20 protein-coding genes and 1 pseudogene are annotated in these 24,964 nt (G+C 60.3%); 11 read left to right on the top strand and 10 right to left on the bottom strand.

Going from position 1 to position 24,964, the window contains the following annotated elements; genetic code table 11:
• Positions 1 to 376: 376 nt before the first annotated feature.
• Together AC1MDT_RS08155 and AC1MDT_RS08160 are read left to right on the top strand one after the other, a co-directional pair.
• The gene (locus AC1MDT_RS08155; protein WP_480421535.1) at positions 377 to 919 is read left to right on the top strand and encodes an Hsp20/alpha crystallin family protein; all 543 of its coding nucleotides are present in this window, start codon (positions 377 to 379) and stop codon (positions 917 to 919) included.
• A 192-nt stretch (positions 920 to 1,111) separates the two neighbouring features.
• Entirely contained in the window at positions 1,112 to 2,479 is a 1,368-nt protein-coding gene (locus AC1MDT_RS08160) for an erythromycin esterase family protein (RefSeq protein ID WP_480421536.1), read from the top strand.
• Positions 2,480 to 2,485: 6 nt separating this feature from the next.
• Here the strand turns inward: AC1MDT_RS08160 and AC1MDT_RS08165 are convergent, their stop codons facing one another.
• Entirely contained in the window at positions 2,486 to 3,142 is a 657-nt protein-coding gene (locus AC1MDT_RS08165) for a dienelactone hydrolase family protein (protein ID WP_480421537.1), read from the bottom strand.
• A complete protein-coding gene (locus tag AC1MDT_RS08170; RefSeq protein WP_480421538.1) occupies positions 3,135 to 3,842 on the bottom strand; it encodes a phosphoribosyltransferase in 708 nt (235 codons plus the stop codon). The genes AC1MDT_RS08165 and AC1MDT_RS08170 overlap by 8 nt, the downstream gene beginning before the upstream one ends.
• Positions 3,843 to 4,392: 550 nt before the next feature.
• On the opposite strand from AC1MDT_RS08170, the gene AC1MDT_RS08175 reads away from it, so the two are divergent.
• The 4 genes and pseudogenes from AC1MDT_RS08175 to AC1MDT_RS08190 all read left to right on the top strand — a co-directional run.
• Positions 4,393 to 5,229: a polysaccharide deacetylase family protein gene (locus AC1MDT_RS08175; RefSeq protein WP_480421539.1), complete on the top strand. Its 837-nt coding sequence runs from the start codon at positions 4,393 to 4,395 to the stop codon at positions 5,227 to 5,229.
• Positions 5,226 to 6,494 carry a putative glycoside hydrolase gene (locus tag AC1MDT_RS08180; protein ID WP_480421540.1) on the top strand — a complete coding sequence of 423 codons (1,269 nt, stop codon included), beginning with the start codon at positions 5,226 to 5,228 and terminating at the stop codon, positions 6,492 to 6,494. Before AC1MDT_RS08175 ends, AC1MDT_RS08180 begins: the two co-directional genes overlap by 4 nt.
• Positions 6,446 to 8,848 carry an exo-beta-N-acetylmuramidase NamZ domain-containing protein gene (locus AC1MDT_RS08185; RefSeq protein WP_480421541.1) on the top strand — a complete coding sequence of 801 codons (2,403 nt, stop codon included), beginning with the start codon at positions 6,446 to 6,448 and terminating at the stop codon, positions 8,846 to 8,848. The genes AC1MDT_RS08180 and AC1MDT_RS08185 overlap by 49 nt, the downstream gene beginning before the upstream one ends.
• A gap of 77 nt (positions 8,849 to 8,925) precedes the next feature.
• Positions 8,926 to 9,057, top strand: a pseudogene (locus AC1MDT_RS08190) (alanine racemase); the annotation flags it as partial.
• A gap of 322 nt (positions 9,058 to 9,379) precedes the next feature.
• Here AC1MDT_RS08190 and AC1MDT_RS08195 read toward each other — a convergent pair.
• The 3 genes from AC1MDT_RS08195 to AC1MDT_RS08205 form a co-directional block, all read right to left on the bottom strand.
• Positions 9,380 to 10,504, bottom strand: a complete 1,125-nt coding sequence (locus AC1MDT_RS08195) for a DmpA family aminopeptidase (protein WP_480421542.1) — start codon at positions 10,502 to 10,504, stop codon at positions 9,380 to 9,382.
• An 81-nt stretch (positions 10,505 to 10,585) separates the two neighbouring features.
• The gene (locus tag AC1MDT_RS08200; protein WP_480422730.1) at positions 10,586 to 11,695 is read right to left on the bottom strand and encodes a polyamine ABC transporter substrate-binding protein; all 1,110 of its coding nucleotides are present in this window, start codon (positions 11,693 to 11,695) and stop codon (positions 10,586 to 10,588) included.
• Positions 11,696 to 11,783: 88 nt separating this feature from the next.
• Positions 11,784 to 12,599, bottom strand: a complete 816-nt coding sequence (locus tag AC1MDT_RS08205) for a carbon-nitrogen hydrolase family protein (RefSeq protein ID WP_480421543.1) — start codon at positions 12,597 to 12,599, stop codon at positions 11,784 to 11,786.
• 127 nt (positions 12,600 to 12,726) lie between these two features.
• Between AC1MDT_RS08205 and AC1MDT_RS08210 the strand changes: the two genes are divergently transcribed.
• The gene (locus AC1MDT_RS08210; protein ID WP_480422731.1) at positions 12,727 to 13,512 is read left to right on the top strand and encodes a LuxR C-terminal-related transcriptional regulator; all 786 of its coding nucleotides are present in this window, start codon (positions 12,727 to 12,729) and stop codon (positions 13,510 to 13,512) included.
• Between the two features lie 164 nt (positions 13,513 to 13,676).
• Complete coding sequence (locus AC1MDT_RS08215; protein ID WP_480421544.1) at positions 13,677 to 14,324, top strand: MliC family protein; 648 nt, start codon at positions 13,677 to 13,679, stop codon at positions 14,322 to 14,324.
• 69 nt (positions 14,325 to 14,393) lie between these two features.
• Here AC1MDT_RS08215 and AC1MDT_RS08220 read toward each other — a convergent pair whose 3' ends face one another.
• The 5 genes from AC1MDT_RS08220 to AC1MDT_RS08240 form a co-directional block, all read right to left on the bottom strand.
• The gene (locus tag AC1MDT_RS08220) at positions 14,394 to 14,744 is read right to left on the bottom strand and encodes a BON domain-containing protein (protein ID WP_480421545.1); all 351 of its coding nucleotides are present in this window, start codon (positions 14,742 to 14,744) and stop codon (positions 14,394 to 14,396) included.
• Positions 14,745 to 14,808: 64 nt separating this feature from the next.
• On the bottom strand, positions 14,809 to 16,311 hold the full coding sequence (locus tag AC1MDT_RS08225; protein ID WP_480421546.1) for an aldehyde dehydrogenase family protein: 1,503 nt from the start codon (positions 16,309 to 16,311) through the stop codon (positions 14,809 to 14,811).
• A gap of 125 nt (positions 16,312 to 16,436) precedes the next feature.
• Complete coding sequence (locus AC1MDT_RS08230) at positions 16,437 to 17,507, bottom strand: AI-2E family transporter (RefSeq protein WP_480421547.1); 1,071 nt, start codon at positions 17,505 to 17,507, stop codon at positions 16,437 to 16,439.
• 77 nt (positions 17,508 to 17,584) lie between these two features.
• Positions 17,585 to 18,220 (bottom strand): response regulator transcription factor, encoded by a 636-nt coding sequence (locus AC1MDT_RS08235; RefSeq protein WP_480421548.1) that lies wholly within the window; start codon positions 18,218 to 18,220, stop codon positions 17,585 to 17,587.
• Positions 18,221 to 18,224: 4 nt separating this feature from the next.
• Positions 18,225 to 20,501, bottom strand: a complete 2,277-nt coding sequence (locus AC1MDT_RS08240; protein WP_480421549.1) for a PAS domain-containing sensor histidine kinase — start codon at positions 20,499 to 20,501, stop codon at positions 18,225 to 18,227.
• A 229-nt stretch (positions 20,502 to 20,730) separates the two neighbouring features.
• Here AC1MDT_RS08240 and AC1MDT_RS08245 point away from each other — a divergent pair, with 229 nt between their 5' ends.
• From AC1MDT_RS08245 to phaR, 3 genes are all read left to right on the top strand, one after another.
• Entirely contained in the window at positions 20,731 to 22,353 is a 1,623-nt protein-coding gene (locus tag AC1MDT_RS08245; RefSeq protein WP_480421550.1) for an acyl-CoA synthetase, read from the top strand.
• A gap of 165 nt (positions 22,354 to 22,518) precedes the next feature.
• On the top strand, positions 22,519 to 24,291 hold the full coding sequence (locus AC1MDT_RS08250; RefSeq protein WP_480421551.1) for an acyl-CoA dehydrogenase C-terminal domain-containing protein: 1,773 nt from the start codon (positions 22,519 to 22,521) through the stop codon (positions 24,289 to 24,291).
• 146 nt (positions 24,292 to 24,437) lie between these two features.
• Complete coding sequence (gene phaR, locus AC1MDT_RS08255) at positions 24,438 to 24,959, top strand: polyhydroxyalkanoate synthesis repressor PhaR (protein ID WP_480421552.1); 522 nt, start codon at positions 24,438 to 24,440, stop codon at positions 24,957 to 24,959.
• The last annotated feature ends 5 nt before the right edge of the window (positions 24,960 to 24,964 follow it).

Below are 24,964 nucleotides of genomic sequence, written 5' to 3' on the forward strand. Positions count from 1 at the left end.
CTGTATGCAGACTAGAATCGAACGCAGCGACCTGTCAACACGCGTCGAAAAAAATTTATCAAGAAGATGACCGAGCGGTCGGACGAGCGTTCTCAGGTGGGGAAAACGTCTGCTGAGACTTATGTCAGAGGGAAATGAGCGCATGCATGTCGAGGCCCGCCCCAGACGCTTGAAGGCAGTGGCCATGTGCACAACCCAGCCATGGGTTGTCTGTTGCTCTTTGATATCAATGATCTGGTTTCTGCAATGATCGACGGGTGCTCTACGCCCCCTGACGCTAATCTTGTAAGGGTGAGTGTCGCGAATTCGTTTTGTCCTGGCAGACCAGCGCAGATGAAGTTCGCCGTCTGCCTTCTACCGAAGAGGAGTACTGGAAATGAGCGATTCCACGAAAAAAATGCCGGTCACCTCCGAAGAAAAATCCAGCCACCATCCGGTGACGACAGACCTTTGGCGGCCCCTGGAAAAACTGCGGCGCCAGGTCGATCACCTGTTCGAAGACTTCAATCGTGGTTCGGGGCTTTCACCCTTTGGTCGGGGATTGTTCGATGTCGATCCACTTTGGCGTCGTGAACTGATCGGCCATAGCATTCCCGCCGTGGACATCACCGAGAAGGAAAAAAGCTTCGAACTCACCGCCGAATTGCCCGGGATGGATCAGAAGAACATTGAGATCAAACTGTCCAACGGCAGCCTGATCATCAAAGGGGAAAAGAAAGAGGACAAGGAAGAAAAAAGAGAGGGCTATCACCTTAGCGAGCGTCACTATGGCTCCTTCGAGCGGGTGTTCAACTTGCCCAAAGGGGTCGATGCCGAGAAGATCGAAGCGAGTTTCAGCAAAGGCGTGCTGTGCATCTCGATGCCGAAAAAGCCTGAAGCCATGAAAGCGGATAAAGTCCTGCCAATCAAAGGCGAGTGAATCCCTGGCTGCCCTGCCCCTTGCCGGGAAACCGGCAAGGTTTTTTTGTGCGCGTGATCCGTGTGCAGGAATAAGCTAACAGGACAATGCTATGTGTCGAGAGCCTGCGTGTTGATTACGGGCGGTTGAGCACTCGATGAAAAGGCACGCGCAATGCCACTGGCGGTAACCCACTTTTATGGGATAACGGTCATGAACACCCCCTCCCAAGACCTGCTGGATAAACTGTATGGCTCATCTCGGCACATCGACGAGGCGACCATCGTACCTCTTTTGCGCCAATACGCTGAGCCACTGCCCACACTGGATTCTCCCGCTTTTGGTGAAATGTTCGATCGCTACGCGGACGCGCGTGTGGTGATGATCGGTGAAGCCAGTCATGGCACCAGCAATTTCTATCGAACCCGGGCGGCGATTACTCAACGGTTGATTGAGCAGCACGGGTTCAACATTCTGGCCGTTGAAGCGGACTGGCCCGACGCCGGCTATGTCGACCGGTATGTCCGGGGGTTGGCGCACACGGCCTGGAAGCGCCATATTTTCAGCCGATTCCCAACCTGGATGTGGCGCAACACCGAGGTAAGAGCCTTCGCCCACTGGCTGCATCAGTTTAACCACCAACACGCCCCTGAGCGTCGCGTCGAGTTCCGCGGTCTGGACGTTTACAGCTTGCGCAACTCGATTCATGAGGTGTTGAGTTATCTCGACGGAGTCGACCCGCAGTTGGCCCATGAAGCCCGGCGCCGCTACGGCTGTTTGACGCCTTGGCAGGATGAACCGGCGCAGTACGGCCACTTCGTCGAACGTGGCGGCTTGATGCCCTGTGAGCAGCCGGTGATCGAGCAGCTCAACGCCATGTTGGCCGAACAACTGGCCGGGCTCATCCAGGACGACGAGGCGTTCTTTAATGCGGCGCAAAATGCCCGTGTAGTACAGGCGGCGGAACAGTATTACCGCGCGATTTATCGAGGCTCGACCACCTCCTGGAACCTGCGTGACCGGCACATGTTCGACACACTACGTGCACTGCTTGAGCACCGGGGCCCGCAGGCCAAAGCCGTGGTCTGGGCGCACAATTCTCATATTGGCAACGCGGCCGCCACGGAAATGGGCCGCAAGGGCCAATTCAACATCGGTCAGCTGTGCCGCAGTGCCTATGGGCGCGATGTCGTGCTGATCGGCATGAGCACCGACCGTGGCCAGGTGGCCGCGGCCGACGACTGGGACGGCGACATGCGCATCAAGGACATCCTGCCCTCTCGCCCGGACAGTTGGGAACATCAGTTTCTCAAGGCCGGTGTGCCGGCGTCATTGACCGACTGGCGAGCCCCTCAGCGCAAAGAACTGCGCCGGGTGTTGTCCAAACCGCTGTTGGAGCGGGCCATCGGGGTGATTTACCGCCCCGAAACCGAGCGTGGCAGTCACTACTTCGAAGCGATGCTGGCCGAACAGTTCGACGCCATGATCTGGATTGAACAGACCCAGCCAGTGACAGCTCTGGCACTGCCGAAAAGCCAGCAACTCGAACCGGAAGACGAAACCTTTCCGTTTGGCGTGTGAGGCTAATCAAGGGTTGCTGCGTAGATGCTTTTCAAACCAGTCGCCAGCCAGTCTGGCGACTTCCTCAAGGGCTCCGGGTTCTTCGAACAGATGGGTCGCGCCTGCCACAATGTCCAAACGCTGCTCACACCGCAAGGCATGACGGCTTTGATCATTCAGTTCGAGCACCACGGGGTCCTGTGCGCCAACGATCTGCAGAGTGGGTGTCTTAACCTGCGACAGTTGCGGACCCGCCAGGTCGGTGCGCCCTCCCCGGCTGACTACCGCATGCACCACCTCCGGGCGCACGGCCGCCGCTACCAGCGCCGCCGCAGCGCCAGTGCTTGCGCCGAACAGACCGATTCGTAGCGAATGCAAGGCTACGTCCCGACCAACCCAGTCGATCACCGCCACCAGTCGCCTGGCAAGGAAGGCGATATCGAAACGTAATTCCCGAGTGTGGTTGTCCAGGCGTTGCTCTGGCTCCGTGAGCAAGTCGAACAGCAACGATCCCAGCCGCCGCCTGGCCAGCGACTCTGCGACATACTGATTACGCGGGCTTGAACGCCCACTGCCGCTGCCATGAACGAAGACCACCAGACCGCTGGCGTTGGTCGGCAGCCGCAAATCGGCTGACAACACAACGTCCTTCAGGTCCAACTGTCGAGATTGAGATTCAAGCATCGAAATGCTCCTGAGTGGAGGCCCCGGCATCAGACTCTCGCTGCCAGGCCCGCCGCAACAGATCAATGACCTCCTCATCTGAAGTCTGGGAGAAATTCAAGTACCAATAGCCGATCGACATCATCCACTCAGGCGTGAGTGGGCAGATCACCTCATCGACTTCGCTGCGCAGCGCCTCTGCCGTATCCACTGGCGCAACCGGCACCGCAATGACGATGCGAGCCGGCGCCTGCAATCGCACCGCCTGGATCGCCGCCATCATGGAGGCGCCAGTCGCCAGACCGTCATCGATCAAAATCACCACCTGATCCTTGAGTTGCACAGGTGGGCGGGTTCCCCGGTACACCTGCTCGCGACGTAACAGCTCCCGTGTTTCCCGTGCGACCACGGCGTCGAAACCGGCCTGATCAATCGGGTGCGCCCGTAGTGCGTCTTCGTTAACGATTTGTATGCCGCCACTGGCAATGGCGCCCATGGCGTACTCCGGGTGGGACGGAACGCCCAGCTTGCGGACCAACATGAGGTCCAGGCGCACCTCGAGCGCGGCGGCCACTTCATACGCCACCGGTACACCGCCACGGGGCAAGGCGAGGATGATGACATCGCGTCGATGCGCGTATTTGAGCAACGGTTCCACCAGACGTTGGCCGGCGTCTACCCGGTTTTGCAAGGTGGTTTGCAATGAGGGGATCTGAGTCATTGGAATACCTCCTCAGGCGACTGCGCCTGTCGTTTCGTAATACAGGACCTTCACTGCCCCGTTGCCGAGGCCCGTCGTGACGCCTGCGCCGAATCCGGCGCCAGCGTTGATTCAGAGTCCTCTGTTGAGGCTACTCTGGCGTTGATTTTTATCAAATGCCCACGCAAAACCCGTCCACTGGAGCGACGTCCTACGCCACTAGGCCGAGCGCCGCCCTCCCCCTTCAGCGTATGCGGCCAAGGGGCGTCGCCGGAGCCACGCGCCGAGCGCCGGCCGTAGATGACCTTGTCGATGTTCATGAGCGCAGACCTCAAATAGGGTCTTTTCATAAAATCGTCCACCCATGAGGCCCTGCTGTCGACTTAAATCAAATCAATGCGGAACGAGCTCTCGTTTCATCTGACAACTCGCTCACGTGTGGACGACGCCACGTCGAGCGAAATTGATCTGCATCAGATGGGCGCTGTGCGCTCACTGCACACTGGGTACGGTTGGCTCGCTCTCGCAAGACGGGCAACACGGTGAAAATGGCTCGCGCAGGAGCGCTGACATGTGTGGAAAAATCATGATGTATCTCCACCGAAGCACCGTGTTCCAGCTGTTAATGCGCGCCGTGCTGGTGTGCGTTTGCGGACTGGCCTGGGGCGCGGACAGCGCTGAACCACACGTCACGATCCTGGTTTACCACCGTTTTTCGGAGACGGCGGACGACTCGATGACGGTGCGCATGAGCACCTTCGAATCCCAACTACGTGTCCTGCGCGAGCATGGCTACCACATCGTGCCACTGCGTGAGGTGGTCGACTGGCTACGCGATCCCAATGCGACGTTGCCGCCCAAGCCAGTGGTGATCACCGTCGATGACGGGCATCGGTCGGTATACGAAAAACTGCTGCCGGTGATGCTGCGCGAGCGGTTCGCGGTCACGCTGTTTATCTACCCATCGGCGATCTCCAACGCGTCCTATGCCATGACCTGGGAGCAATTACGTGCCCTCAAACAGACCGGGCTCGCGGATATCCAGTCGCATACGTACTGGCATCCCAATTTCAACGTCGAGCGTCGACACCGTACGCCAGCGGATTTCCAGCAATTCGTGCGCACACAACTCGACAAATCACGGCAACGTATCGAGTCGCAAACCGGCTCCCATGTCGACATGCTCGCGTGGCCGTTCGGTATCTACGACGACGAATTGATCAAGCTCGCCGCCGATGAAGGCTATGCCGTCGGCTTGACACTGGACGCGCGAAAGGCCGATCGGCACGCACGGCTGCTTGCACTGCCGCGCTTTCTGATGATTGATGCTTACGGCGCAAACACTTTCGCGCGCCTGCTCGGCGAACCGACCACCCAGCCAACGCCCGCCGCAGGGAGCGCACCATGACCTTGATCCGCGCCTTTCGGCGTTTGGCCGCCCCGGCGTTGCTCGCCTTCACCGCCCTGCTGGCGGATCAAGCCCTGGCCCTCAGCGGCGTCGTACTCGACTCGAGTACCCGTAATCCGATTGCCGGCGCGACCATCACGACGTCGGCCGGTGTGACAAAAACCGATGACCAGGGGCGGTTCGAGACCGCTGACGCGGCCGAAAGCGTCGCGGCCCGCGCCCCAGGGTATCTGCGCACCGAGACTAAGGTGTCCGACGAAACCCCTGTGACGCTCGAATTGACTCCATTTCGTCCGAAAGCCGTTTATCTGTCGGTGTTCGGTGTGACCAGCGCACCCCTGCGCAACAGCGCCACCGCCCTTGCCGACAGCACCGTGATCAATGCACTGGTCATCGACGTCAAGGGTGACCGCGGCCTGACGCCCTATCGCAGTGCGGCACGCGAGGCCATCGGCGCGGAGGCCCTTGTGACAACGCGCGCACCTCATGCACGGGATTTTCCTGGGTTGCTTGCCAGGCTGCATGATCAACACCTCTACCTGATCGCGCGCATCGTGGTGTTCAAGGACGATCCACTGGCCGACGCACATCCGCAGTGGAGCGTGCATACCGCAGACGGCGAACCCTGGCGCGATAGCGAAAACCTGCAATGGATGGACCCGTTTTCCCACGACGTCTGGCAGCACAATATTGATGTCGCCGAGGAGGCGGCGCGGATGGGCTTCGACGAGATCCAGTTCGACTATGTGCGCTTTCCCGACAAGAGCGGGCTACGCTTTGCCCTCCCGAACACCCGGACCAACCGCACCGCGGCGATCGTCGAGTTCCTGCAGGCCGCACGTACGCGGCTCGCGCCCTATAACGTGTTCATCTCCGCGGACATCTTCGGCTATGTCTGCTGGAACCTCGACGACACCGCGATCGGCCAGCAAATCGAACGGCTTGGCGCGCCACTCGACTATATTTCTCCCATGCTGTATCCGTCCGGCTTCACTTGGGGGCTGCCGGGGTTGACCGACCCGGTCGCCGATCCCGGCCAGATTGTCAGGCGCTCCCTGACAAAGGCGGTGCATCGCACCCACCTGCCAGGCGTGCGTTTCCGCCCGTGGCTGCAAGCCTTTCGCGACTATGCGTTCGATCATCGCGTGTTTGACGCGGCGGCAATCAGTCCGCAGGTAAACGCCGCTGATGCCGCCGACTCCGATGGATGGATGTTATGGAACCCACACAATCACTACAACGCCGCAGATCTGCCAAGCCGTTGATCGGTACACTCAAACGCTGGGCACTGTTGCTTGGCTTCGCGATGGCGACGGCAATGGCTACGCAGATCGCGGATGCCGCCGAGATCGATGCGGCGACGCGCCTGCAAGTCGCCGGGATCGTCGAGGGACAGATTGCCGCCGGACGTATTCCGGGCGCCGTCATCCTGATCGGGGACGCCAGGCATGTATTCTATCGCCAGGCCTTTGGACAACGGGCGACGACGCCCTCCTCTGAACCGATGACGCTGGACACCGAGTTCGATCTCGCGTCGTTGACCAAGGTCATCTCGACCACCACAGCGGTGATGCAACTGGCCGAAACGGGCCGTATCAACCTGAACGCACCCGTTGCGCAGTATTGGCCGGCCTTTGCGTCATTCGGCAAAAACGCAGTGACGGTGCGTGACCTGCTTGCGCATACCTCCGGGCTGCCACCAGACCTGCCTGCACGCCCCCCGCAAGCCGGCCGGGAAGCCGTATTGAGCGCGATCGCGGCGCAGCGTCCGCGCAGCGCGCCCGGTGAACGTGTCATCTACAGCGATCTTAATTTTGTGGTGCTTGGCGAACTGGTCGAGCGCATCACCCACCTGCCGCTTGACGCGTATTGCCAGGTGCATATCTTCGGCCCACTGGCTATGCGCGACACCGTCTTCCTGCCGGACGCCGAACGAGCGGCACGCAGCGCACCGACCATCGTCAACCAGGCCGGCATCCTGCGCGGACACGTGCACGATCCGACGGCCCAATGGATGGGCGGCGTTTCGGGTAACGCGGGGCTGTTTTCCACCGCAGACGACCTCGCCCGCTTCGCGCAGATGATGCTCAACGACGGGCGCGCGGGCACCGTGCGTATTCTGCGGCCAGAGAGCATCGCCGCACTTTCGGCGGCGTCCTCACCGCTCGCGGCCACGCCGTGGCGCGGCCTCGGCTGGGAACTGGCCGCACCGTTCGTGCAGAATCATGACCGCCTGCCGCCGATTGGCGTCATCGGCCACACCGGCTACACCGGTACGGGTCTGTGGATCGATCGGGTAACAGGCCAATTCATTGTTATCCTGACCAACCGTGTGTACCCGAACGACCGCGGTGATGCTCGCCCGCTTCGTGCGCAGTTGCTCGCGTTGCTGGCAAGCCGGGCCGCGCCTGTGAGCGCTGCACAAATCGGTCGGTCGTTACCGTCAGCGTTGCCGGCGCTGCGTGAAGCCAATCGCCTGCCGACCTCAACGGGACCCGTGCAGGCCGGCATTGACGTGTTGGAGGCGCAGCAGTTTGCACCGCTCGCCGGCCTGCGCGTGGGTTTGATCACCAATCGCAGCGGCTTTGACGCCGAAGGCAGACGCACCGTCGACGTACTCGCGCATGCACCAGGCGTTACCCTGGCGGCGCTGTTCTCGCCGGAACACGGGCTTGATACCGATGTGGACGAACGGGTCGGCGACACACGCGACGCGGCGACGGGCCTCACCGTACACAGCCTGTACGGCGCAACGCAGCGCTTCCCGGTGGAGTCACTTCATGGGCTGGATGCGCTGATCTTTGACATACAAGACGCCGGCGTGCGCTTCTTCACCTATGAAACGACGCTCGGTTACGCACTGGAAGCCGCCGCGGCGCGAGGCATTCCGCTGTTTGTGCTGGACCGGCCCGACCCGCTGGGTGCGCAGCGCTTCGGCGGACCGGTGCTGGACAGCGGCCATGAATCCTTCACTGGCTATTTCCCCGCGCCGCTTCAGCCCGGCATGACGGTCGGCGAACTGGCGAACCTGTTCAATCGCAACAAACACATTGGCGCGGATTTGCGCGTGGTGCCGATGCAGGGCTACCTACGCACAATGACCTTTGCCGACACCGGCCTGGGTTGGGTGCCGCTATCGCCGAACCTGCGCACGCTGTCCCAACTCGACCTGTACCCGGATGTCGGTTTGCTCGAAGGCGCAAATGTGAGTGTCGGGCGTGGCACACCGCATCCGTTTGAGTGGCTCGGCGCGCCGTGGATCGACGCACGCCGGCTCGCCACCGCGCTGAATGCGCTCGATGCGGGCGCGCATTTCGAGCCGGTCGACTTCGTCCCCACCGAGTCCAACTGGCACGGCCAACTCTGTCATGGTGTGAGCATCACTCGCGACGCGGCCCCCGATCGACATCCTGTGGCAAACCTGGGACTGTCGCTGCTCGCCACACTGCACGCGCTCTACCCCGACAGATTCAACCTTGCGGCGACCCACGGTTCGGTCGGTTCGCAAACCGTGTGGCAAGCGATTCAGGACGGCGTAAGAGCGGATGCGGCGCAAACACTCGACGCCGCGGCGCTTGCGCACTTCGCCACACTGCGGCAGCAGAACCTGCTCTATTGAGCGTGCGCGCAGACGTCAATCCCTATCAACGTTAAAGGAGAAGCGCGAAGGCCGAATCATGAACACGGTATTAGTCGGTCGTGGTGTACGGCAAACAAGGCGATGAAGAGATTGCCCAGACCGAGTTTGAGACCATCAACGGCGCGCTGTCGGCGGACCTGTACACGATCTGGGGCAATTCCAATCCGAAAGTCTTGAAGTCCAGATAAGGGAGACAAAAGAAGGTGCGCAGGCACCTAATGCCGATCAGTTAAGCGGTAATGCGATCTGTAGCAGCTGGCGAAGCCTGCGTTCGGCGGCGAAGCCGTCGTGAAATCAGCCAACGCGGCGCATCAGAAACACCTCGTGCGCAGGTTTTACGACGGCTGCGCCGCCGAACGCAGGCTTCTCCAGCTGCTACAGACCGACATTCAGGTTTTAGCCAGTCAGCTTCACCGCAGTTGCGATCTCTTCCCTGAAACCCGGCGATGTCATGTGATCGAGGCGGCACGTACGCTAAGCGAACGCACCGCCCCAATATTGCTCAGTCAGTTAGCCGTGCGTCGCTCCCGGCCAGCCCGCCTGATGCAAGGCTTTGAGCAGCGTCTCGGCATCCAGCCCCGGCACCGCATGCCCGTTGCCTTCGGCGGTGTCGGCGGCCAGCAAGGCATTGATGATGGCTTCTTCCACGGCTTCAGTGGCGGCCAGGAACAACTCGCTGATGTGGTCGTTGTTGACCATGCTCAGGTTGTCGGTGGTTGGCGCGCGCTTACTCTCGTAAGCAGCCGGTGGCACGTGTTGATTGCCGGTGGCGAAGGCAATGAAAATGTCACCGCTGTGGTCTTCATTACCGCCGCCGGTACGGGCGAGGCCAAGGCTGGCACGCTGCGCCAGGCGCGTGCATTGGTGCGGCAGCAACGGCGCATCGGTGGCCAGGCAAACGACGATCGAGCCCATGCCCGGATGCGGCAGTGACGCTTTGAGAAACGGCGAGTCGACCTGTTCCATGTAGCGTCCGACGGGGTAGCCATCGACGCGCAATTCATTGCGGATGCCGTGGTTAGCCTGGACGATGGCGCCAACGGTCCAGCCGCCCTGGGCAGCGTTCAGACGCCGTGAAGCCGTGCCGATCCCGCCCTTGAATTCATGACAGATCATGCCGCTGCCACCTCCCACCGCGCCTTCAGTGACCGGGCCGCTCACCGCCGAGCGCAGGGCTTCGGCCACGTGTTCGGGTTTCACATGAAAGCCGTTGATGTCGTTGAGCAAGCCGTCGTAGGTCTCCAGCACCACGGGCATGTTCCAGTAGAGCCGCCCGTCATCCGGTTGCTGCTCACGGTCCAGCACAATCAGCGCATCGCGCACCACACCCAGGCTGTGGGTGTTGGTGAAGGCGATCGGGCTGGTCAACAGTCCCGCCTCGCGAATCCACTCCAGACCGGTGGCATCGCCGTTGCCGTTCAGCACATGGACGCCGGCGAAGCACGGTTGCTGGCTGGTGGAACCGGCACGCGGTTCGATCAGGGTGACGCCGGTCAGGATGTCACGGCCGTTGGCGGTGCGTCCTCGCACATTGCTGTGGCCGACCCGTACGCCCGGCACATCGGTGATGGCGTTGAGGGGACCCGGTTGCAGTTGGCCGAACTGGATGTTCAGATCGCGAGCACGCGGTTTCATCGTGTCTTTCATCATCTGTCTCTTGTTTGACTTGTTTCAGGAAAAGGATTGGTGAGTCAGCAGCAGAGCCGCGTCTGCCAATCAAGCGCCGGTCTTGACTGTGTTCCAGGTGCGGGTACGCACGCGCTCCATCTTCAGCGGGAGTGGTTCAAGCGGAAATAGCGTGTCCAACACCTCTTTGGACGGATACACCCCGGGGTTGTCGCGGATTTTCTGCTCGACAAGCGCGGTGGCATCCTTGTTGGCGTTCGGATAGCTCAGGTAGTTGGATGACTCAGCGATGACTTCGGGGCGCAGCATGTAGTTGATGAACGCTAACCCTTGTTCCGGGTCCGGCGCATCGTTGAGCTGCACCAGACTCTCCACCCACACCGGGGCACCTTCACGTGGAATGCTGTAGACCAGGTGGCGTCCACTGCCAGCAAGTTCGGCCGCTTTTTGTGCATCAGAGACCCCCCCGGCCCAGCCGAGCACAACACAGACGTTGCCATTGGCCAAATCAGAGATGAACTTGGAAGAATCGAAGTAGGCGATATGGGGACGCAGTTTCAGCAGCAGTTCCTGGGCTTTTTTGTAATCCTCCGGGTTCTGGCTGTTGTAGGGCAGTCCAAGGTAGTGCAACGCGATGGGAATGATCTCGCTAGGGGCGTCAAGCATGGCCACGCCGCATTGACTCAGCTTGGCCAGGTTTTCTTCCTTGAAAATCAGGTCCCAGGAATTAACCGGCGCATCCGGGCCGAGGATCGATTTAACCTTGTCCGCGTCATAGCCGATGCCCGTGGTACCCCACAGATAAGGGGCCGCATAGCTGTTTCCGGGATCGTTGGTCTGCAACTTGGCGAGGATGGCAGGGTCGAGATGGGACCAGTTGGGTAACTTGCTGCGATCCAGCTTCTTGAGCACACCCGCCTTGATCAGGTTCGGTAGCAGGTCGGCACTGGCGACCACTACGTCATAGCCACTTCGCCCTGCCATCAGTTTGCTTTGCATGACGTCGCTGTTGTCGAACACATCGTAAACAGCGCTGACGCCCGCTTCTTTCTGGAAGTCTTTCACCGTGTTCGGGGCAATGTAGTCATACCAGTTGTAGATATGAACACTGGGCTTGGCAGCGTCATCGGCCTCGGCGCAGACCAGGCCGAAACTGAACAGTGAGGCCAGCGCGAAATGCATGTAACGAGTCGGTTTCATCGGGATGCTCCAGAGCGTCAGTACCGGGTCCAAGGACACCCGCACTGCTCCTGCTAGTGTGTGAATTATTGTTGTGGTTGGGATGAAATCAGGGGATCAGTAGTTCACGCAGACCCTCTTCGTGCTCAATCTGCTCGCCTGGAAGGAGCAGGCGGCGGTCACTGAGGTAGTCATAGTCGCGGCGGGCCGTGCGCAGCAGGTCGAGGTCCAGCTCTACCACCTGACGGCACTCTGCGCGCCCTGCTTCGAACAGCGTGCGCCCGAAGGGATCGATTGCTGTACTCCCACCGGCAAAAACCAGGCCTTCATCACCGTCGCCAACGCGATTGACCATCACCGCGAATGCCTGGTTTTCCTGAGCGCGAGCCATGATCGCGGTGCGGTGGACAGGGCCGTAGGGATCCATATTGCCGTTAGTAACCAGGATCAGCTCGGCACCGAGTTGACCGAGGGCTCGGGCACTTTCCGGCAACTCAATGTCGTAGCAGATCAGCAGTCCAACACGGACGCCCTTCCAGAGCGCGGTGGCGTAGCGGTCTCCCGGCTGGAACACGCCGCGTTCCGAAGGCCAAAGGTGAGTCTTGCGATAGCTCAAGGCGATCCCTTCCGGGGTTACCAGCAGGGAGGTGTTGTAGAAGGTGCCGGAGTCATTTTCAGCCATGCCGACCACCACCGAGACGTTCCGCTCATTTACGGCTCGCTGCACAGCCTGAACACTGGGTCCGTCCAGGGGCTCGGCGACTTCGGCGAGCTGTCGCGCGCTGGCGAATCCCATCAACTGGGTTTCTGGAAATATCAGCAGATCGGTATCATCTGCACAGGTAGCGATGGCCTGCAAGGTACGCTCTAGGTTATAAGCGGTGTCGCCATCGCGACCGGTAAGTTGTACGAGTTCAATCTTCATCGGTGATCCTTTCACGTGTATGTGGGCTCGCCAAACTGCACAGCACCCGCCAGGGCTGGATGGAGTATGGAGAGCCACAGAATGGAAAGTAATCACATCGATGGGGTAACCCCGTATGGGTAGAAACGTGAGCATGACCTTGCAGGACATGGCCTGGCACCAGGCGATTGGCAGGCTGATTGAAGCGCTTGACCGTCCTGGTTTCTGGCTGTCCCTGGTGCGTCTGCTGGACCGATACATTCCGGTGGACAGCTGGGTCGTGCTGATTTTCAGCAATGGGCGGCCGCAGGTGCTCGCCGAATGCCCTGGCAAGGATGGCGGGCCGGACCCGCTCTTTCAGGACTACCTCAAAGGCCTGTACCTGCTCGACCCCTTTTACCAGGCCAACCGGGAAGCACCGCAGAACGGTTTATTCTGGCTTGTTGATGTGGCGCCGGAGTGCTTCGAACAGACCGACTACTACCAACGCTATTTCCGCCTCAATGTGGTTGCCGACGAAGTGCACATCAACGTCCAGCTGGACGCAGAACGCACCCTCAGCCTGTCGCTGGGAAGCGAGGGCCGCTTCAGTCCAGAGCAGATCGCCTTGCTCAGCCTCATCCAGTCCTGGGTCGCCGCCCTGATGCGTCAGCGCATGGCGTTCGAACGAGAGGTACCGGAGCAGCCCCCGGCGCCGACACCACGCTGGCAGAACTGGCTGGATGCCACTGACCAGCAGTTGGACTCGCCGCTCTCTGCCCGCGAACTGGAAGTGGGTCGGCTAATGCTCAGCGGCTGCTCGAACAAGGAGATCGCGCGCAAGCTGGCGATTTCCGCCGAGACCGTGAAGGTCCACCGCAAGCACATGTACAGCAAACTCGGGATTAAATCCCAGACCGAGCTGTTCTCACTGTTTCTGAACGCGCAGAGCTGAGGTCGCCGTTATCGAGGGACGGTTGCGGTATTGAGTTTTCCGCAACTTTATGTCGAGATGAGGCTGAATGGAAAAAGTCAAAAATACAGTTTTCAGCCTGTTATGCAGTAGCGCATTCTTTGATCTTTAGTCTGTCTACTCCTCATGATCTGGGTAACGCCCACATGAAAACGGTCACAGCCCTTCTTGCCTGTCTGGTCACTGCCAGTATGTTCGCGGTGACGAGCACCTGTGCGAACGCAGCGTCCTTCAAGACCAGCTTCGACTGCGCCACGGCAAGGGCGTCCATCGAAAAGCTGATCTGTCGCGATTCGCAACTCGCGCAGATGGATATCGAATTGACGCGTCTTTATCGCCTGGCACTCACGGATGAACATTCAGTACCGCGTCCAGACAAAGTCATGATCGACCAGCAGTTCTGGATCGACGCCCGCAATCAGTGTGCCTCCGATCGGGAGCCCAAGACGTGCACGATCCGCAGTTATGCCGAGCGCGCCCATCAACTACGCCAAGGCTCGGCCATTGTGCGAACCAAGGACCCGGACAGACTCACCGAAGGCCCTCTGGCTTTTCGTTGTACAGGGTTTAACGCGCTGATTGCCGCCACCTTCTTTACCACGCAACCGGGTGTCGTGTACCTGAAATGGGCGAACACCTCGATCACCCTGAACCAGGTGCCGAGTGATTCCGGAACCCAATACACGGGCAAGGATTCCCTCGGGAACTATCGCTTCTGGCAAGACGGTGATGTGGTCCTTTTCCAGAAACCTGGCTCAGCGCAAATGAGTTGTACTGCCGAGCCGGTAGGCTGATTTACCGCGCATAACAATCGATGCGGCCCCCGGTTCACAGGAAAGCCGCATCGACTCAACGGGTGTGCTTCATTTGTCGTCCGGTTTTTCTGACGATTGTGCGCGACTCTCCATGTTTTCCTCGGCGTTGGGCGGTGTTGGAACACTGCCAGGCGTGAACACGTGAGTCAGCAATTCCCGGGCATCGATTTCGACGACACCCGGCACCGTGCGGGCCAGAGCAACAGCCTGCTCACACTGTTTATGGGTGTTGACGCGACCGCTCAACGCCACTGTACCCGCATAGGTTTTGACATGGATCTGCAGGCCAAGGGACGGCTCGCCCAGTGCCAGGGCCGACTTCACCCGGGCGGTAATCCACGCGTCGTGAGCGACTGTTTCCAGTTGATCAGAGTAATGCTTAAAGGATTGAAGTTTCATGGCAGACCCCTCTCTCGAATCACAGACACAAACACCTATTAAGTATAGTTCGGCGTCAGGATGTTCAGCGTTTGACTGACAGATCGGTCTGGGTCATGCGACTGCGGATGGTAAAGACCCCATCTCCCGAGAGAATGGCGCTGCGAGCAAACAACCTGCCACTCTCCCAGTTCGAAAGCCCCAGTTCTGGCTTGTTCAGCGCGTACTGGCCATCGACCCAGCGGGTGATGCCGTTGCCGACAAAAGGTGCGTTGACCGCGTTGTAGAAACGTTCATGCGCGACACCGTCTTCACTGATCAGCGACACGGTAAATTGCGGGCTGTAGCGATTGAACAAGGCGATCGCCGTGTCCAGGTCGTCGACGATCTTCAGGCTGACTTCCGGGGTTTCCTCCCATTCCCATTCGCGGCCCAGCTGATCTTCGGGCAGTGGCTCGGCCAACGCTTCGGTCTGGTAGCCGTCGGCACGGTAGACGTCGACCGTTTCGGTCAGCCAATTGCCAGGCAAATATGATTCGCTGCCCTCGACGATGTGCAACTTGCAGCCCTCTTCCCGGGTGGCGCCCGCCTGTCGCAAGGCGTCCAGAAACAGCGGCACCAGTTCGGCCGCGCGATCGCGGTGAATCAGGCAGACATTCAGGGTGTTGCAGACTTTGCGGTCCAGGGAATGGCGCACCACAGCGGCGAAACGCTTGGCGTCGGCGTCCTTATCGGCAATCAACCAGGCGCCACCGGTGCCGTGCAGGCTGACGGCGGTGCCCGCCTGCTGCGCGATGCTGCCCAGTTGACTGACGGCGCGACCCGAACCACGGGCCACGGCCAGCGACAGACGCCGGTCGGCGAACATCGCCCAACCAGCGGCGTGGTTGACGCTTTCCACCAGCGACACTGCGCCCGCCGGCAACCCGGCGTCACTCAGTGCCGGGTTCAATGCGTGAGTGACGATGGCTTGCGCCGTGCCCAACGCATCGCTGCCAATGCGCAGCACGGCGGTGTTGCCGGTGCGCAATACGCCAGCGGCATCGGCGAAGACGTTTGGCCGGCCTTCGAAGACGAATGCGACAATGCCCAGGGGCGAGACCACTTGCTCGACTTTCCAGCCGTCATGCTCTACGCAACTGATGACTTTGCCGCGCGTGGCTGACGCATCGCGCCAGGCCCGCAGGCCGGCGATCATGTCACGGCGCATGCGCTCATCGGCGAGTAACCGCGTGGTCGAACGTCCACGCGAGATGGCCCACTCGATGTCGGCCAGGTTGGCAGCCTCGATCAAGGCCCAGCAATCCGGATTCTCCAGACGCTGGGCAAAGCAGTCGAAGAACGCGCTGATCGCCTGGTCCGACACAGCGGACATCGCCGTAAAGGCCGCTTCGGCCCGCTCGATCGCCACCGCCGCCGCTTTCTGGTCGGCGACGGGAACCAGCAACAATTCGCCACTGACCTGTTCCACCAGAAGGTGGTCGCCGGGCTGAAAACGCGCCGCCAGTTCGGGGCTGACCACAGAGACACGATTACCGGCAAACGGGATCGGCGTGCCAGCGATTAGACGTTCGAGCGCAAGAGACATGAAGCGGTTTCACCATGCAGGGGGCGGTTGGAAAATGTATAGGAAAAGCCATTCACCGTCATCAGCCAGCCACCGGCTGCGGCGCCCCCCTCCTGCCTGGAAGATTGAGTCAGGTGCCCAGCGGCTTACGGGGTGTCGTCCACCCATTGCCAGAACAACTGATAGCCGACCGCAAGCACCACCGGCCCGATGAATAGCCCGATGATCCCACCCGTGACCATGCCGCCCAAGGCGCCGATCAGCACCACCGGCATCGGCACATCGACTCCGCGCCCCAACAGCAACGGCTTGAGTACGTTATCGACCAGCCCGGCGACGAACACGTAGATGGCAAAGATGATGGTCGCCGTGCTGGCCCCTTCAGTGGCAAACACAAACGCAATCACGGGCACCGTAATCAGCGTCGCCGGCAGCTGCAAGATGCCGAGCAACAACACCCCCAACGCCAGCAAACCGGCCCCCGGCACCCCCTTGATCACGAACCCGACACCCACCAGCAGCATCTGAATGAAGGCGATGCCCACCACGCCCAACGCGACCGCCCGGATTGTTGCCGTGCACAGTGCGGCGATTGTCGGCCCTTTGTCCGGACCGCTGACGCGCGAGGCGATCTGCACAGCGCTGCGGCTACCCGCTTCACCATAGGCCATGAAGATGCCGGCAATTATCAAGGCAAAGATAAAGGTGAGAAACCCCATGCCGACACCGGCAATCTTGCTTAGCAGGGTCAGGCTGACGTCTTTTATTTGCGGTAAGTACTTCTGTGTCAGCCCCGGCAGATCATTTGAGGCTTGCAGCCAAATACCGGACAGACGCTTACCCACCAACGGCAAGCCGGCGATTGAATCGGGCGGTGGAGCAATTTGAAAATCGCCTGCCTTGACCGTGCTCATCGTATTCTGGACCGAGTCTGCGATCGAGGTCCCCAACAGGTAGATCGGCACCATGAGAATAATGATGGAGATCAACACAATCAGTGTGGCAATACGCCCTTCTTTGTGGCCCAGCGGGCCCATGAGCTGCTTTTGCAGGGGATAAAGGGTGATCGCAAGGATCACCGACCACAGCATCAAGTCACGGAACGGACGGAATATCTCGAAGCAGAACAGCACCAGAACGACAATCAGCCCGGCGCGAATAAGGACATTGAGCAGGTCTCGGGAGAAGGATTTTTCAGGCGTAGACGAGGGCACCATGCTGCCTCCTTGCAGGTCGCTGCAAAGGTTTGGGATCGGTTTGCCCAGCATAGACGCCAAATACGCAGCGTGACGGTTCAACGCAGCTTTAGCGGATCGACCATTTCAGCCGCGATGGCCATGCCCACCAGGTCCGGCAACGTATTGGCCTGCATGCGCTTCATCACGCGCGAGCGGTACAGGTCGACGGTTTTTGCACTCACGCCCAGTTGCTCGGCGATTTCGCGGGTGGTGTAACCCTGCACCAGCGGCAGCAACACATCGCGCTCCCGTGGTGTCAGTGTGAGCAGACGCGCCTGCAAGGCGTCGTGGCCCTGGTTACCGGAGCGGTTGCTCGCGCAGTTGCTGAGTGCCTGCTGCACGCTGTCCAGCAGCAACTGCTCGTTATAGGGTTTCTCGATGAAGTCATGGGCACCGGCCTTGAAGGCGCGCACCACAATCGGCACGTCCGCGTGCCCGCTGACGAAGATAATCGGCAGGTTCAACTCACGCACACGCATTTCTTCCTGGACGTTCAACCCCCCCATGCCCGGCATGCGCACATCCAGCAGCACACAGGCATCGAGCGTGGCATCACAGGCATTGAGAAACTCGACGCCACTGGTAAACGGCAACGCCTTGAGCCCGACCGACTCCAGCAGCCAAACCGTTGAATCGAGCATTCCCTGGTCATCGTCGACCACGTACACCACGTGCTCCGTCACACCTGCCATTGCATTATTCCTGTTGTTGTTTTGGTGGGCCGGCGAGCGGCAAGCGGCAACCCATCAGCAGCCCGACAGACTGACGCCGGGCCTGCAATTCGCCACCGAACCCTTCGATGATGCTGCGACTCATGGACAAGCCAAGCCCCAGGCCGTCGGCCTTGCTGGTATAGAACGGGGTAAATATCTGCTCCAGTTCGGACTCGCTGACGCCCGGCCCCTGGTCTTGCACACTGATTTCCACCGTTGCGCCACCGCCCTGCTCCGCCGCCATCACAATCAGCGAAGGCAGCCCCGGATGTTGTTCGCGATTGGCATCGATGGCATTGCGCAGCAGATTGAGCAGCACCTGCTCCAGCAACACCCGGTCGGCATAAACGGGCGGCAGATTATCCGGCAGTCGATCCTCGATTGTCACTTGGCAATTGCTCGCTTCCCAGGCACATAAACGCACCGCCTCGCGGGCGACGTCGGTAAAATTCAGGGCCTGCATGCGCCGCTGCCCCTTGCGCAGAAACGCCCGCAACCGCTTGATCACTTCCGAGGCATGGGTGGCGTGATGGGTGATGCGTTGCAGTCCTTGCGCCACGCGTTCGGCCGCTTGAGGATTGGAGTCGAGTGTCTGTAAGTAACGCTGGCTGGCATTGGCATAATTGACCACGGCCGCCAACGGCTGGTTGATTTCGTGGGCGATGCCTGAGGCGAGTTCACCCAACGTGACCAATCGCGCGGTGTGCGCCAGTTCGTCCTGATGGCGGCGCTGCTGCACTTCGCGCAGTTCACGCTCGGTCATGTCCCGCGCCACCAGCGAGTAATAGCGCTCACCACCCGCCGAACGGTGCGCCAGCAACACCAGCGACACCGGCACGGACGTGCCACCACCCGGTGGTTGCAAGCGTGCATCGGTGCTCCAGACACCCTCACGTTCGGCGCTGCTCCAGCCGTCCCGTTGCAAACGTGTCAGGTCGGCGCTGGCGAATAACTCGGCCAGTTCCGGCATCGGTTGTTGCTCGTCGATCCCGAGGATGCGCCGCGCCGCCGGGTTAAGGTAAGTGACCTGCCCCTCGGGGTCGATGAACAACACCGGGTCGGTATTGGCCTCGACCACTTCAGCCAGGCGACGCTTGTTCTCTTCGGCCTGCACACGGGCGGTGATGTCCCGGGAGACGCTGACCACTTCGACGACCGCGCCAGTATAGGTTTCGCGGATCGCCCGGCTGGCGGTTTCGAACCACAGGTAATGCCCGGCACGATGACGGATGCGATACGTCATGGTGTGATAGCCGTCCTGCTCCAACGCGTCCCGCGCGCGCTGCACCAGGATGGCGAGGTCCTGGCCATGGAACAAACCCTGGGCCATTTTGCCGCGCAGTTCTTCGGGCCAATAGCCGAGCAACGTCCAGGACGCGGGTGACGCATCAAGAAAGCGCCCGTCCGGTGTATGCCGGGAAATCAGGTCGGTGGTGTTCTCGATGATCAGCCGATACAGCCGTCGTGCCGTGGCCGCTTCACGCTCGGCCAGCACTTGTACCGTGGCATCGCGGCAGCGCGCGAGCACGCGGTTGTCCTGGGGATCGGGAATAAACGTCCAGATCAGGATCCGCGTTTCGAATTGAGCCTCGACGCCTTCGATGGCGCGTTGCTGGTCCAGGCACGCGCGCACCAGCACCCGGTGATTCACCGGTAGAAAGCCCAGCACTTCAGTCAGCGGTTTTTCAGCGAGCAATGCCAGCAGCGCCGCGTTGAACTCCAGCGGTCGGCCCTGTGCATCGAGTAACAGGCTCGGTTGCGGATCGTGCCCCAACAGCGGTGAGCCGCGCAGCATGCCATTGACGCTACTCAGCAAGGTGGTCAGCAAGTCCTGCACCCAACCCAACCAATCGAAACTTACGCCCTCGCACACTTCTACCAGCAACAACCCTGCCTGCCCTGGCTGTAACGCCAGATTAAACACCTGGCCATGGCTGATCGCGGCCCGGCGCAACCGACCCGACAGCCAGCAATCGAGTTGACGGACTTTCGCCAGGTCCAGCCGCCCGGCCTCAACCAATCCATCGAACAGCAACTGATCACTGGCCAGCGTCGGCTCACCCTGGCCGGGTGGGAAGTGCTGGGCGGAGCCTTCATGGCTGTAAATCCGCGCTTGGGGTTGCCAGCTCAGATAAACCGCCCGGCGCACCTCGGGACACTCCTGCAACGCACGGCACAAGGCATCGGCCCGAGCAGCCAGCGGCATACCCTCGCGCTGCAGGCGCAACCAACTGTGCAATCGAACGGGAGTCAGGGTCATCACAGGTCCGCTTCGTCAGGGAAGATAAGGATATACCGACCTTAGCAATATGACTGTAGTCATTTAGATCAGAAAGAATCAAATATAGTAGTTATTCTATACGATATAGGTTGTACTTCCATATCCATTGGCAGCTGTTATATAAAGCACACCGGACATAAAAGGTGACCTCAGCGGCTAAGCTGAAAGGCCACCGATAGAGCTAACAATCAGCCACCGAGTACCCGTCATGTCGATCTATGAACAAGGGCTAGGCCCTACGGCTGTCAATCACATTGCCTTGTCTCCGCTCAGCTTCATCGAGCGTACCGCCAGCGTTTACCCGAACTACCCCGCCGTCATCCACGGCTCGATTCGCCGCACGTGGGCGCAGACCTACACCCGTTGCCGCCGCCTGGCCTCGGCGTTGGCCGGTCGCGGCATCGGCCAGAACGACACCGTGGCGGTGATGCTGCCCAATATTCCAGAGATGCTTGAAGTGCATTTCGGCGTGCCGATGATTGGCGCCGTGCTCAACCCGCTCAACGTGCGCCTGGATGCCGAAGCCATTGCCTTCATGCTGCAGCATGGCGAGGCCAGGGTGCTGATCACCGACCGTGAGTTCCATAGCGTGATTCACGCTGCGATCGGCATGCTGGATCATCCGCCGCTGGTCATCGACGTCAACGACCCAGAGTACGGCGAAGGTCAGGCCGTCAGCGACCTGGACTATGAAGCGTTGCTCGCTGAAGGCGACCCGGACTTCGCCTGGCATTGGCCGGAAAACGAATGGCAAGCCATCTCGCTGAACTACACCTCCGGCACCACCGGCAACCCGAAAGGCGTGGTCTACCACCATCGCGGCGCTTACCTGAATTCATTGGGCAACCAGATGACCTGGTCCATCGGCAACCATCCGGTGTACCTCTGGACGCTGCCGATGTTCCATTGCAACGGCTGGTGCTACCCATGGACTATCACGGCGCTGGCCGGTGTGCACGTGTTCCTGCGCCGCGTCGATCCGCAGAAAATCCTCACGCTGATCCGTGAACACCAGATCACTCACCTGTGCGGCGCGCCGATCGTGCTCAACGCGCTGGTTAACATGCCGGAATCGGCGAAAGCAGCCATCGACCACCCGGTCAACGCCATGGTCGCAGGCGCCGCACCGCCGGCCAAAGTGATTGGCGCTGTAGAGGAAATGGGCATCAAGGTCACACACGTCTATGGCCTGACCGAAACCTATGGCCCGGTGACGCTATGCGCCTGGCATGCCGAATGGGATGAGTTTTCCCTGGATGAGCGGGCACAGATCAAATCCCGTCAGGGCGTGCGTTACCCGACGCTCGAAGGCGTAATGGTCGGCGACTCCACGACACTGGAACCCACCCCGCGTGACGGTCAGACCATCGGCGAGATCTTCATGCGCGGCAACACCGTGATGAAGGGCTACCTGAAAAACCCGACCGCCACCGCTGAAGCCTTCGACGGCGGCTGGTTCCATACCGGCGACCTGGCGGTCTGTCATCCGGACGGGTATGTCGAGATCAAGGACCGACTCAAAGACATCATCATCTCCGGCGGCGAGAACATTTCCACCATCGAACTCGAAGGCGTGCTCTATCGCCACCCGGGCGTGATGGAGGCGGCAGTGGTTGCACGTCCCGATGAGAAATGGGGCGAAACGCCTTGCGCCTTCATCACCTTGAAAGCCGATCACCAGGACGTGCGCGAGGCGGACATCATCAGTTTCTGCCGCGAACACCTGGCCGGCTTCAAAGTCCCACGCACCGTGATCTTCACCCTGTTGCCGAAAACGTCCACCGGCAAGATTCAGAAATACGTTCTGCGCGACAGGGCCAAAGCCCTCTAACCCGAACGTGAATTTCATCCACCCGGCGGCTGGTGCTTTACCTGCCGCTTCGGGTTCGTGCAGGCCAGCCTCGGTGTCGCCAGCGCTTCCAGTCATTGATTGAAATGGCACGGCCCGCTCAAGTGCACCGTGTTTATCGCACAACCGTCCATTGAGGTTTACGTCATGCCCCAATTCAACGCCCCGCTGCGCGACATGCGCTTTGTCCTGCATGAAGTATTTGACGCCCCGGCCTTGTGGGCGCGGTTGCCGGCCCTGGCCGACACCGTCGATGCCGATACCGCCGACGCGATTCTTGAGGAAGCGGCGAAAGTCACCAGCCACCTGATCGCGCCGTTGAACCGCAGTGGCGACGAAGAAGGCGCGCATTGGGTTTACGGTGAGGTCACAACCCCCGTGGGGTTCAAGCAGGCCTATGCCACCTACATCGAAGGCGGATGGGTGGGCCTGTCCGGCAACACCGAATTCGGCGGCATGGGCATGCCCAAGATGCTGGCCGTGCAGTTTGAAGAAATGCTCTACGGCGCCAACTCGAGCTTTGCGCTGTATTCGGCACTGAGCTCCGGGGCCTGCCTGGCGCTGGATGCCCACGCCAGTGAGCCCCTTAAAAACCTGTACCTGCCGCCAATGTATGAAGGCCGCTGGGCCGGTTCCATGTGCCTGACCGAAGCCCATGCCGGCACTGACCTGGGAATTATCCGCACCCGCGCCGAACCTCAGGTCGATGGCAGCTACAGCCTCACCGGCAGCAAGATCTTTATCACCGGTGGCGATCAGGACCTGACTGAAAACATCATCCATCTGGTGCTGGCCAAACTGCCGGACGCGCCTGCCGGCCCCAAAGGCATCTCGCTGTTTGTGGTCCCCAAAGTGCTGGTCAATGCCGACGGTTCCCTCGGTCATGCCAACGCCGTGAGTTGCGGTTCGATCGAACACAAAATGGGCATCAAGGCTTCGGCCACTTGCGTCATGAATTTCGACGGCGCCAGCGGTTGGCTGGTCGGCGAAGCCAATAAAGGCCTGGCGGCGATGTTCACCATGATGAACTACGAACGCCTGTCCATCGGCATTCAGGGCATCGGTTGTGCCGAGGCGTCTTATCAGAGCGCTGTGCGCTATGCACGCGAACGCGTTCAAAGCCGCGCACCAACCGGTGCCATCGCGCCCGATAAAGTGGCCGATCCGATCATCGTCCACCCCGATGTGCGACGCATGCTGTTGAGCATGAAGGCGATGACCGAAGGCGGCCGCGCGTTCGCCAGTTATGTCGGCCAGCAACTCGATCTGGCGAAGTTTTCAGCTGACGACCAGGAGCGCGACACTGCCCAGACCCTGGTCGCCCTGCTGACACCTGTTGCCAAGGCCTTCTTCACCGACACCGGTCTGGAAAGCTGCATCAACGGCCAGCAAGTGTTCGGTGGCCATGGCTATATCCGCGAATGGGGCCAGGAACAACGGGTCCGTGACGTGCGTATCGCGCAGATCTACGAAGGCACCAACGGCATCCAGGCACTGGATCTGCTCGGGCGCAAAGTGCTGGCTGACAATGGCGTCGCCCTGCGTCAGTTCACCGCTGAAATCCGCCATTTCGCTCATCAGCCTGACGCGCCCTACAGCGCTCAGCTGTTCGACGCGGTGCAACGCCTGGAGGACCTGAGCGACTGGTTGCAGGAGCGGGCCACCACCAATCGCAATGAAGTCGGCGCTGCCTCGGTGGAGTATTTGCATCTGTTTGGTTACGTCGCCTACGCCTGGCTTTGGGCGCGCATGGCCCAGGTCGCGCAAAAAAAACACAGCGACGACCCTGAGTTTTACGGCGCGAAGATCGCCACCGCCGACTTCTACATCCACCGCCTGCTGCCGCGCATTTTGAGTCTGGAGCAATCCATTCGCGCCGGCAGTGGCTCGTTGTATGGCTTGAGTGCCGAACAGTTCTAACCGATCTGGTGAGTCAGTTCAGGCTTCACAAAGGGGGACTCGGTCAACGGTGGGAGCGAGCCTGCTCGCGAAGGCGCCCTCAAGGGCACCAAAGATGAGAGTAGGATAAGATGCCTGCAAACCAGGCTCGCCACGAGACGCCCCGCATGACAGATAACAGTCGGAACACTCCCCGCCTGATCAAGAAATACCCCAATCGCCGGCTGTATGACACTCACACCAGCAGCCATTTGACCCTGGCGGACATACGCCAATTGGTCGTCGATAAAATCGCGTTTCAGGTGGTCGATGCCAAAAGTGGCGAGGATCTGACTCGCAGCATCTTGCTGCAAGTCATTCTGGAGGCTGAAAGCGGCGGTGAGCCCATCTTCACCAGCGAGATGCTGATGGGGATCATCCAGTTCTACGGCCCCTATCAGGGTGTACTGGGCAGCTACCTGGACAAGAGCATTCAGACCGTCATCGATGTTCAATCCCAGACGGGTGCACAGTCATCCGAGGCCTGGAGCACGTTCATGCACCAGCAAGCGCCGGTGATGCAGGATTTGATGCGCCAGTACGTCGACCAGTCCAAGGCGCTCTATCTGAACACCCAGAACCTGTTCGGCATGTTTGGCGGCAAGCCTGACGCGGATGGCGCAAAGAAAAAAAATGGCGATGGGGAATAATCCCA

This window comes from Pseudomonas sp. ASL7 (assembly GCF_056680375.1).

Excerpts from the sequence above, each read along its gene's own strand:
- AC1MDT_RS08220 (WP_480421545.1), bottom strand. The coding sequence starts at position 14,744 with ATGAAACTTCAATCCTTTAAGCATTACTCTGATCAACTGGAAACAGTC.
- AC1MDT_RS08250 (WP_480421551.1), top strand. The coding sequence starts at position 22,519 with ATGCCCCAATTCAACGCCCCGCTGCGCGACATGCGCTTTGTCCTGCAT.
- AC1MDT_RS08245 (WP_480421550.1), top strand. The coding sequence starts at position 20,731 with ATGTCGATCTATGAACAAGGGCTAGGCCCTACGGCTGTCAATCACATT.
- AC1MDT_RS08200 (WP_480422730.1), bottom strand. The coding sequence starts at position 11,695 with ATGAAACCGACTCGTTACATGCATTTCGCGCTGGCCTCACTGTTCAGT.
- AC1MDT_RS08180 (WP_480421540.1), top strand. The coding sequence starts at position 5,226 with ATGACCTTGATCCGCGCCTTTCGGCGTTTGGCCGCCCCGGCGTTGCTC.
- AC1MDT_RS08235 (WP_480421548.1), bottom strand. The coding sequence starts at position 18,220 with ATGGCAGGTGTGACGGAGCACGTGGTGTACGTGGTCGACGATGACCAG.
- AC1MDT_RS08185 (WP_480421541.1), top strand. The coding sequence starts at position 6,446 with ATGGAACCCACACAATCACTACAACGCCGCAGATCTGCCAAGCCGTTG.
- AC1MDT_RS08165 (WP_480421537.1), bottom strand. The coding sequence starts at position 3,142 with ATGCTTGAATCTCAATCTCGACAGTTGGACCTGAAGGACGTTGTGTTG.
- AC1MDT_RS08155 (WP_480421535.1), top strand. The coding sequence starts at position 377 with ATGAGCGATTCCACGAAAAAAATGCCGGTCACCTCCGAAGAAAAATCC.
- phaR (WP_480421552.1), top strand. The coding sequence starts at position 24,438 with ATGACAGATAACAGTCGGAACACTCCCCGCCTGATCAAGAAATACCCC.
- AC1MDT_RS08170 (WP_480421538.1), bottom strand. The coding sequence starts at position 3,842 with ATGACTCAGATCCCCTCATTGCAAACCACCTTGCAAAACCGGGTAGAC.
- AC1MDT_RS08195 (WP_480421542.1), bottom strand. The coding sequence starts at position 10,504 with ATGAAACCGCGTGCTCGCGATCTGAACATCCAGTTCGGCCAACTGCAA.
- AC1MDT_RS08215 (WP_480421544.1), top strand. The coding sequence starts at position 13,677 with ATGAAAACGGTCACAGCCCTTCTTGCCTGTCTGGTCACTGCCAGTATG.
- AC1MDT_RS08240 (WP_480421549.1), bottom strand. The coding sequence starts at position 20,501 with ATGACCCTGACTCCCGTTCGATTGCACAGTTGGTTGCGCCTGCAGCGC.
- AC1MDT_RS08160 (WP_480421536.1), top strand. The coding sequence starts at position 1,112 with ATGAACACCCCCTCCCAAGACCTGCTGGATAAACTGTATGGCTCATCT.
- AC1MDT_RS08175 (WP_480421539.1), top strand. The coding sequence starts at position 4,393 with ATGTGTGGAAAAATCATGATGTATCTCCACCGAAGCACCGTGTTCCAG.
- AC1MDT_RS08230 (WP_480421547.1), bottom strand. The coding sequence starts at position 17,507 with ATGGTGCCCTCGTCTACGCCTGAAAAATCCTTCTCCCGAGACCTGCTC.
- AC1MDT_RS08225 (WP_480421546.1), bottom strand. The coding sequence starts at position 16,311 with ATGTCTCTTGCGCTCGAACGTCTAATCGCTGGCACGCCGATCCCGTTT.
- AC1MDT_RS08205 (WP_480421543.1), bottom strand. The coding sequence starts at position 12,599 with ATGAAGATTGAACTCGTACAACTTACCGGTCGCGATGGCGACACCGCT.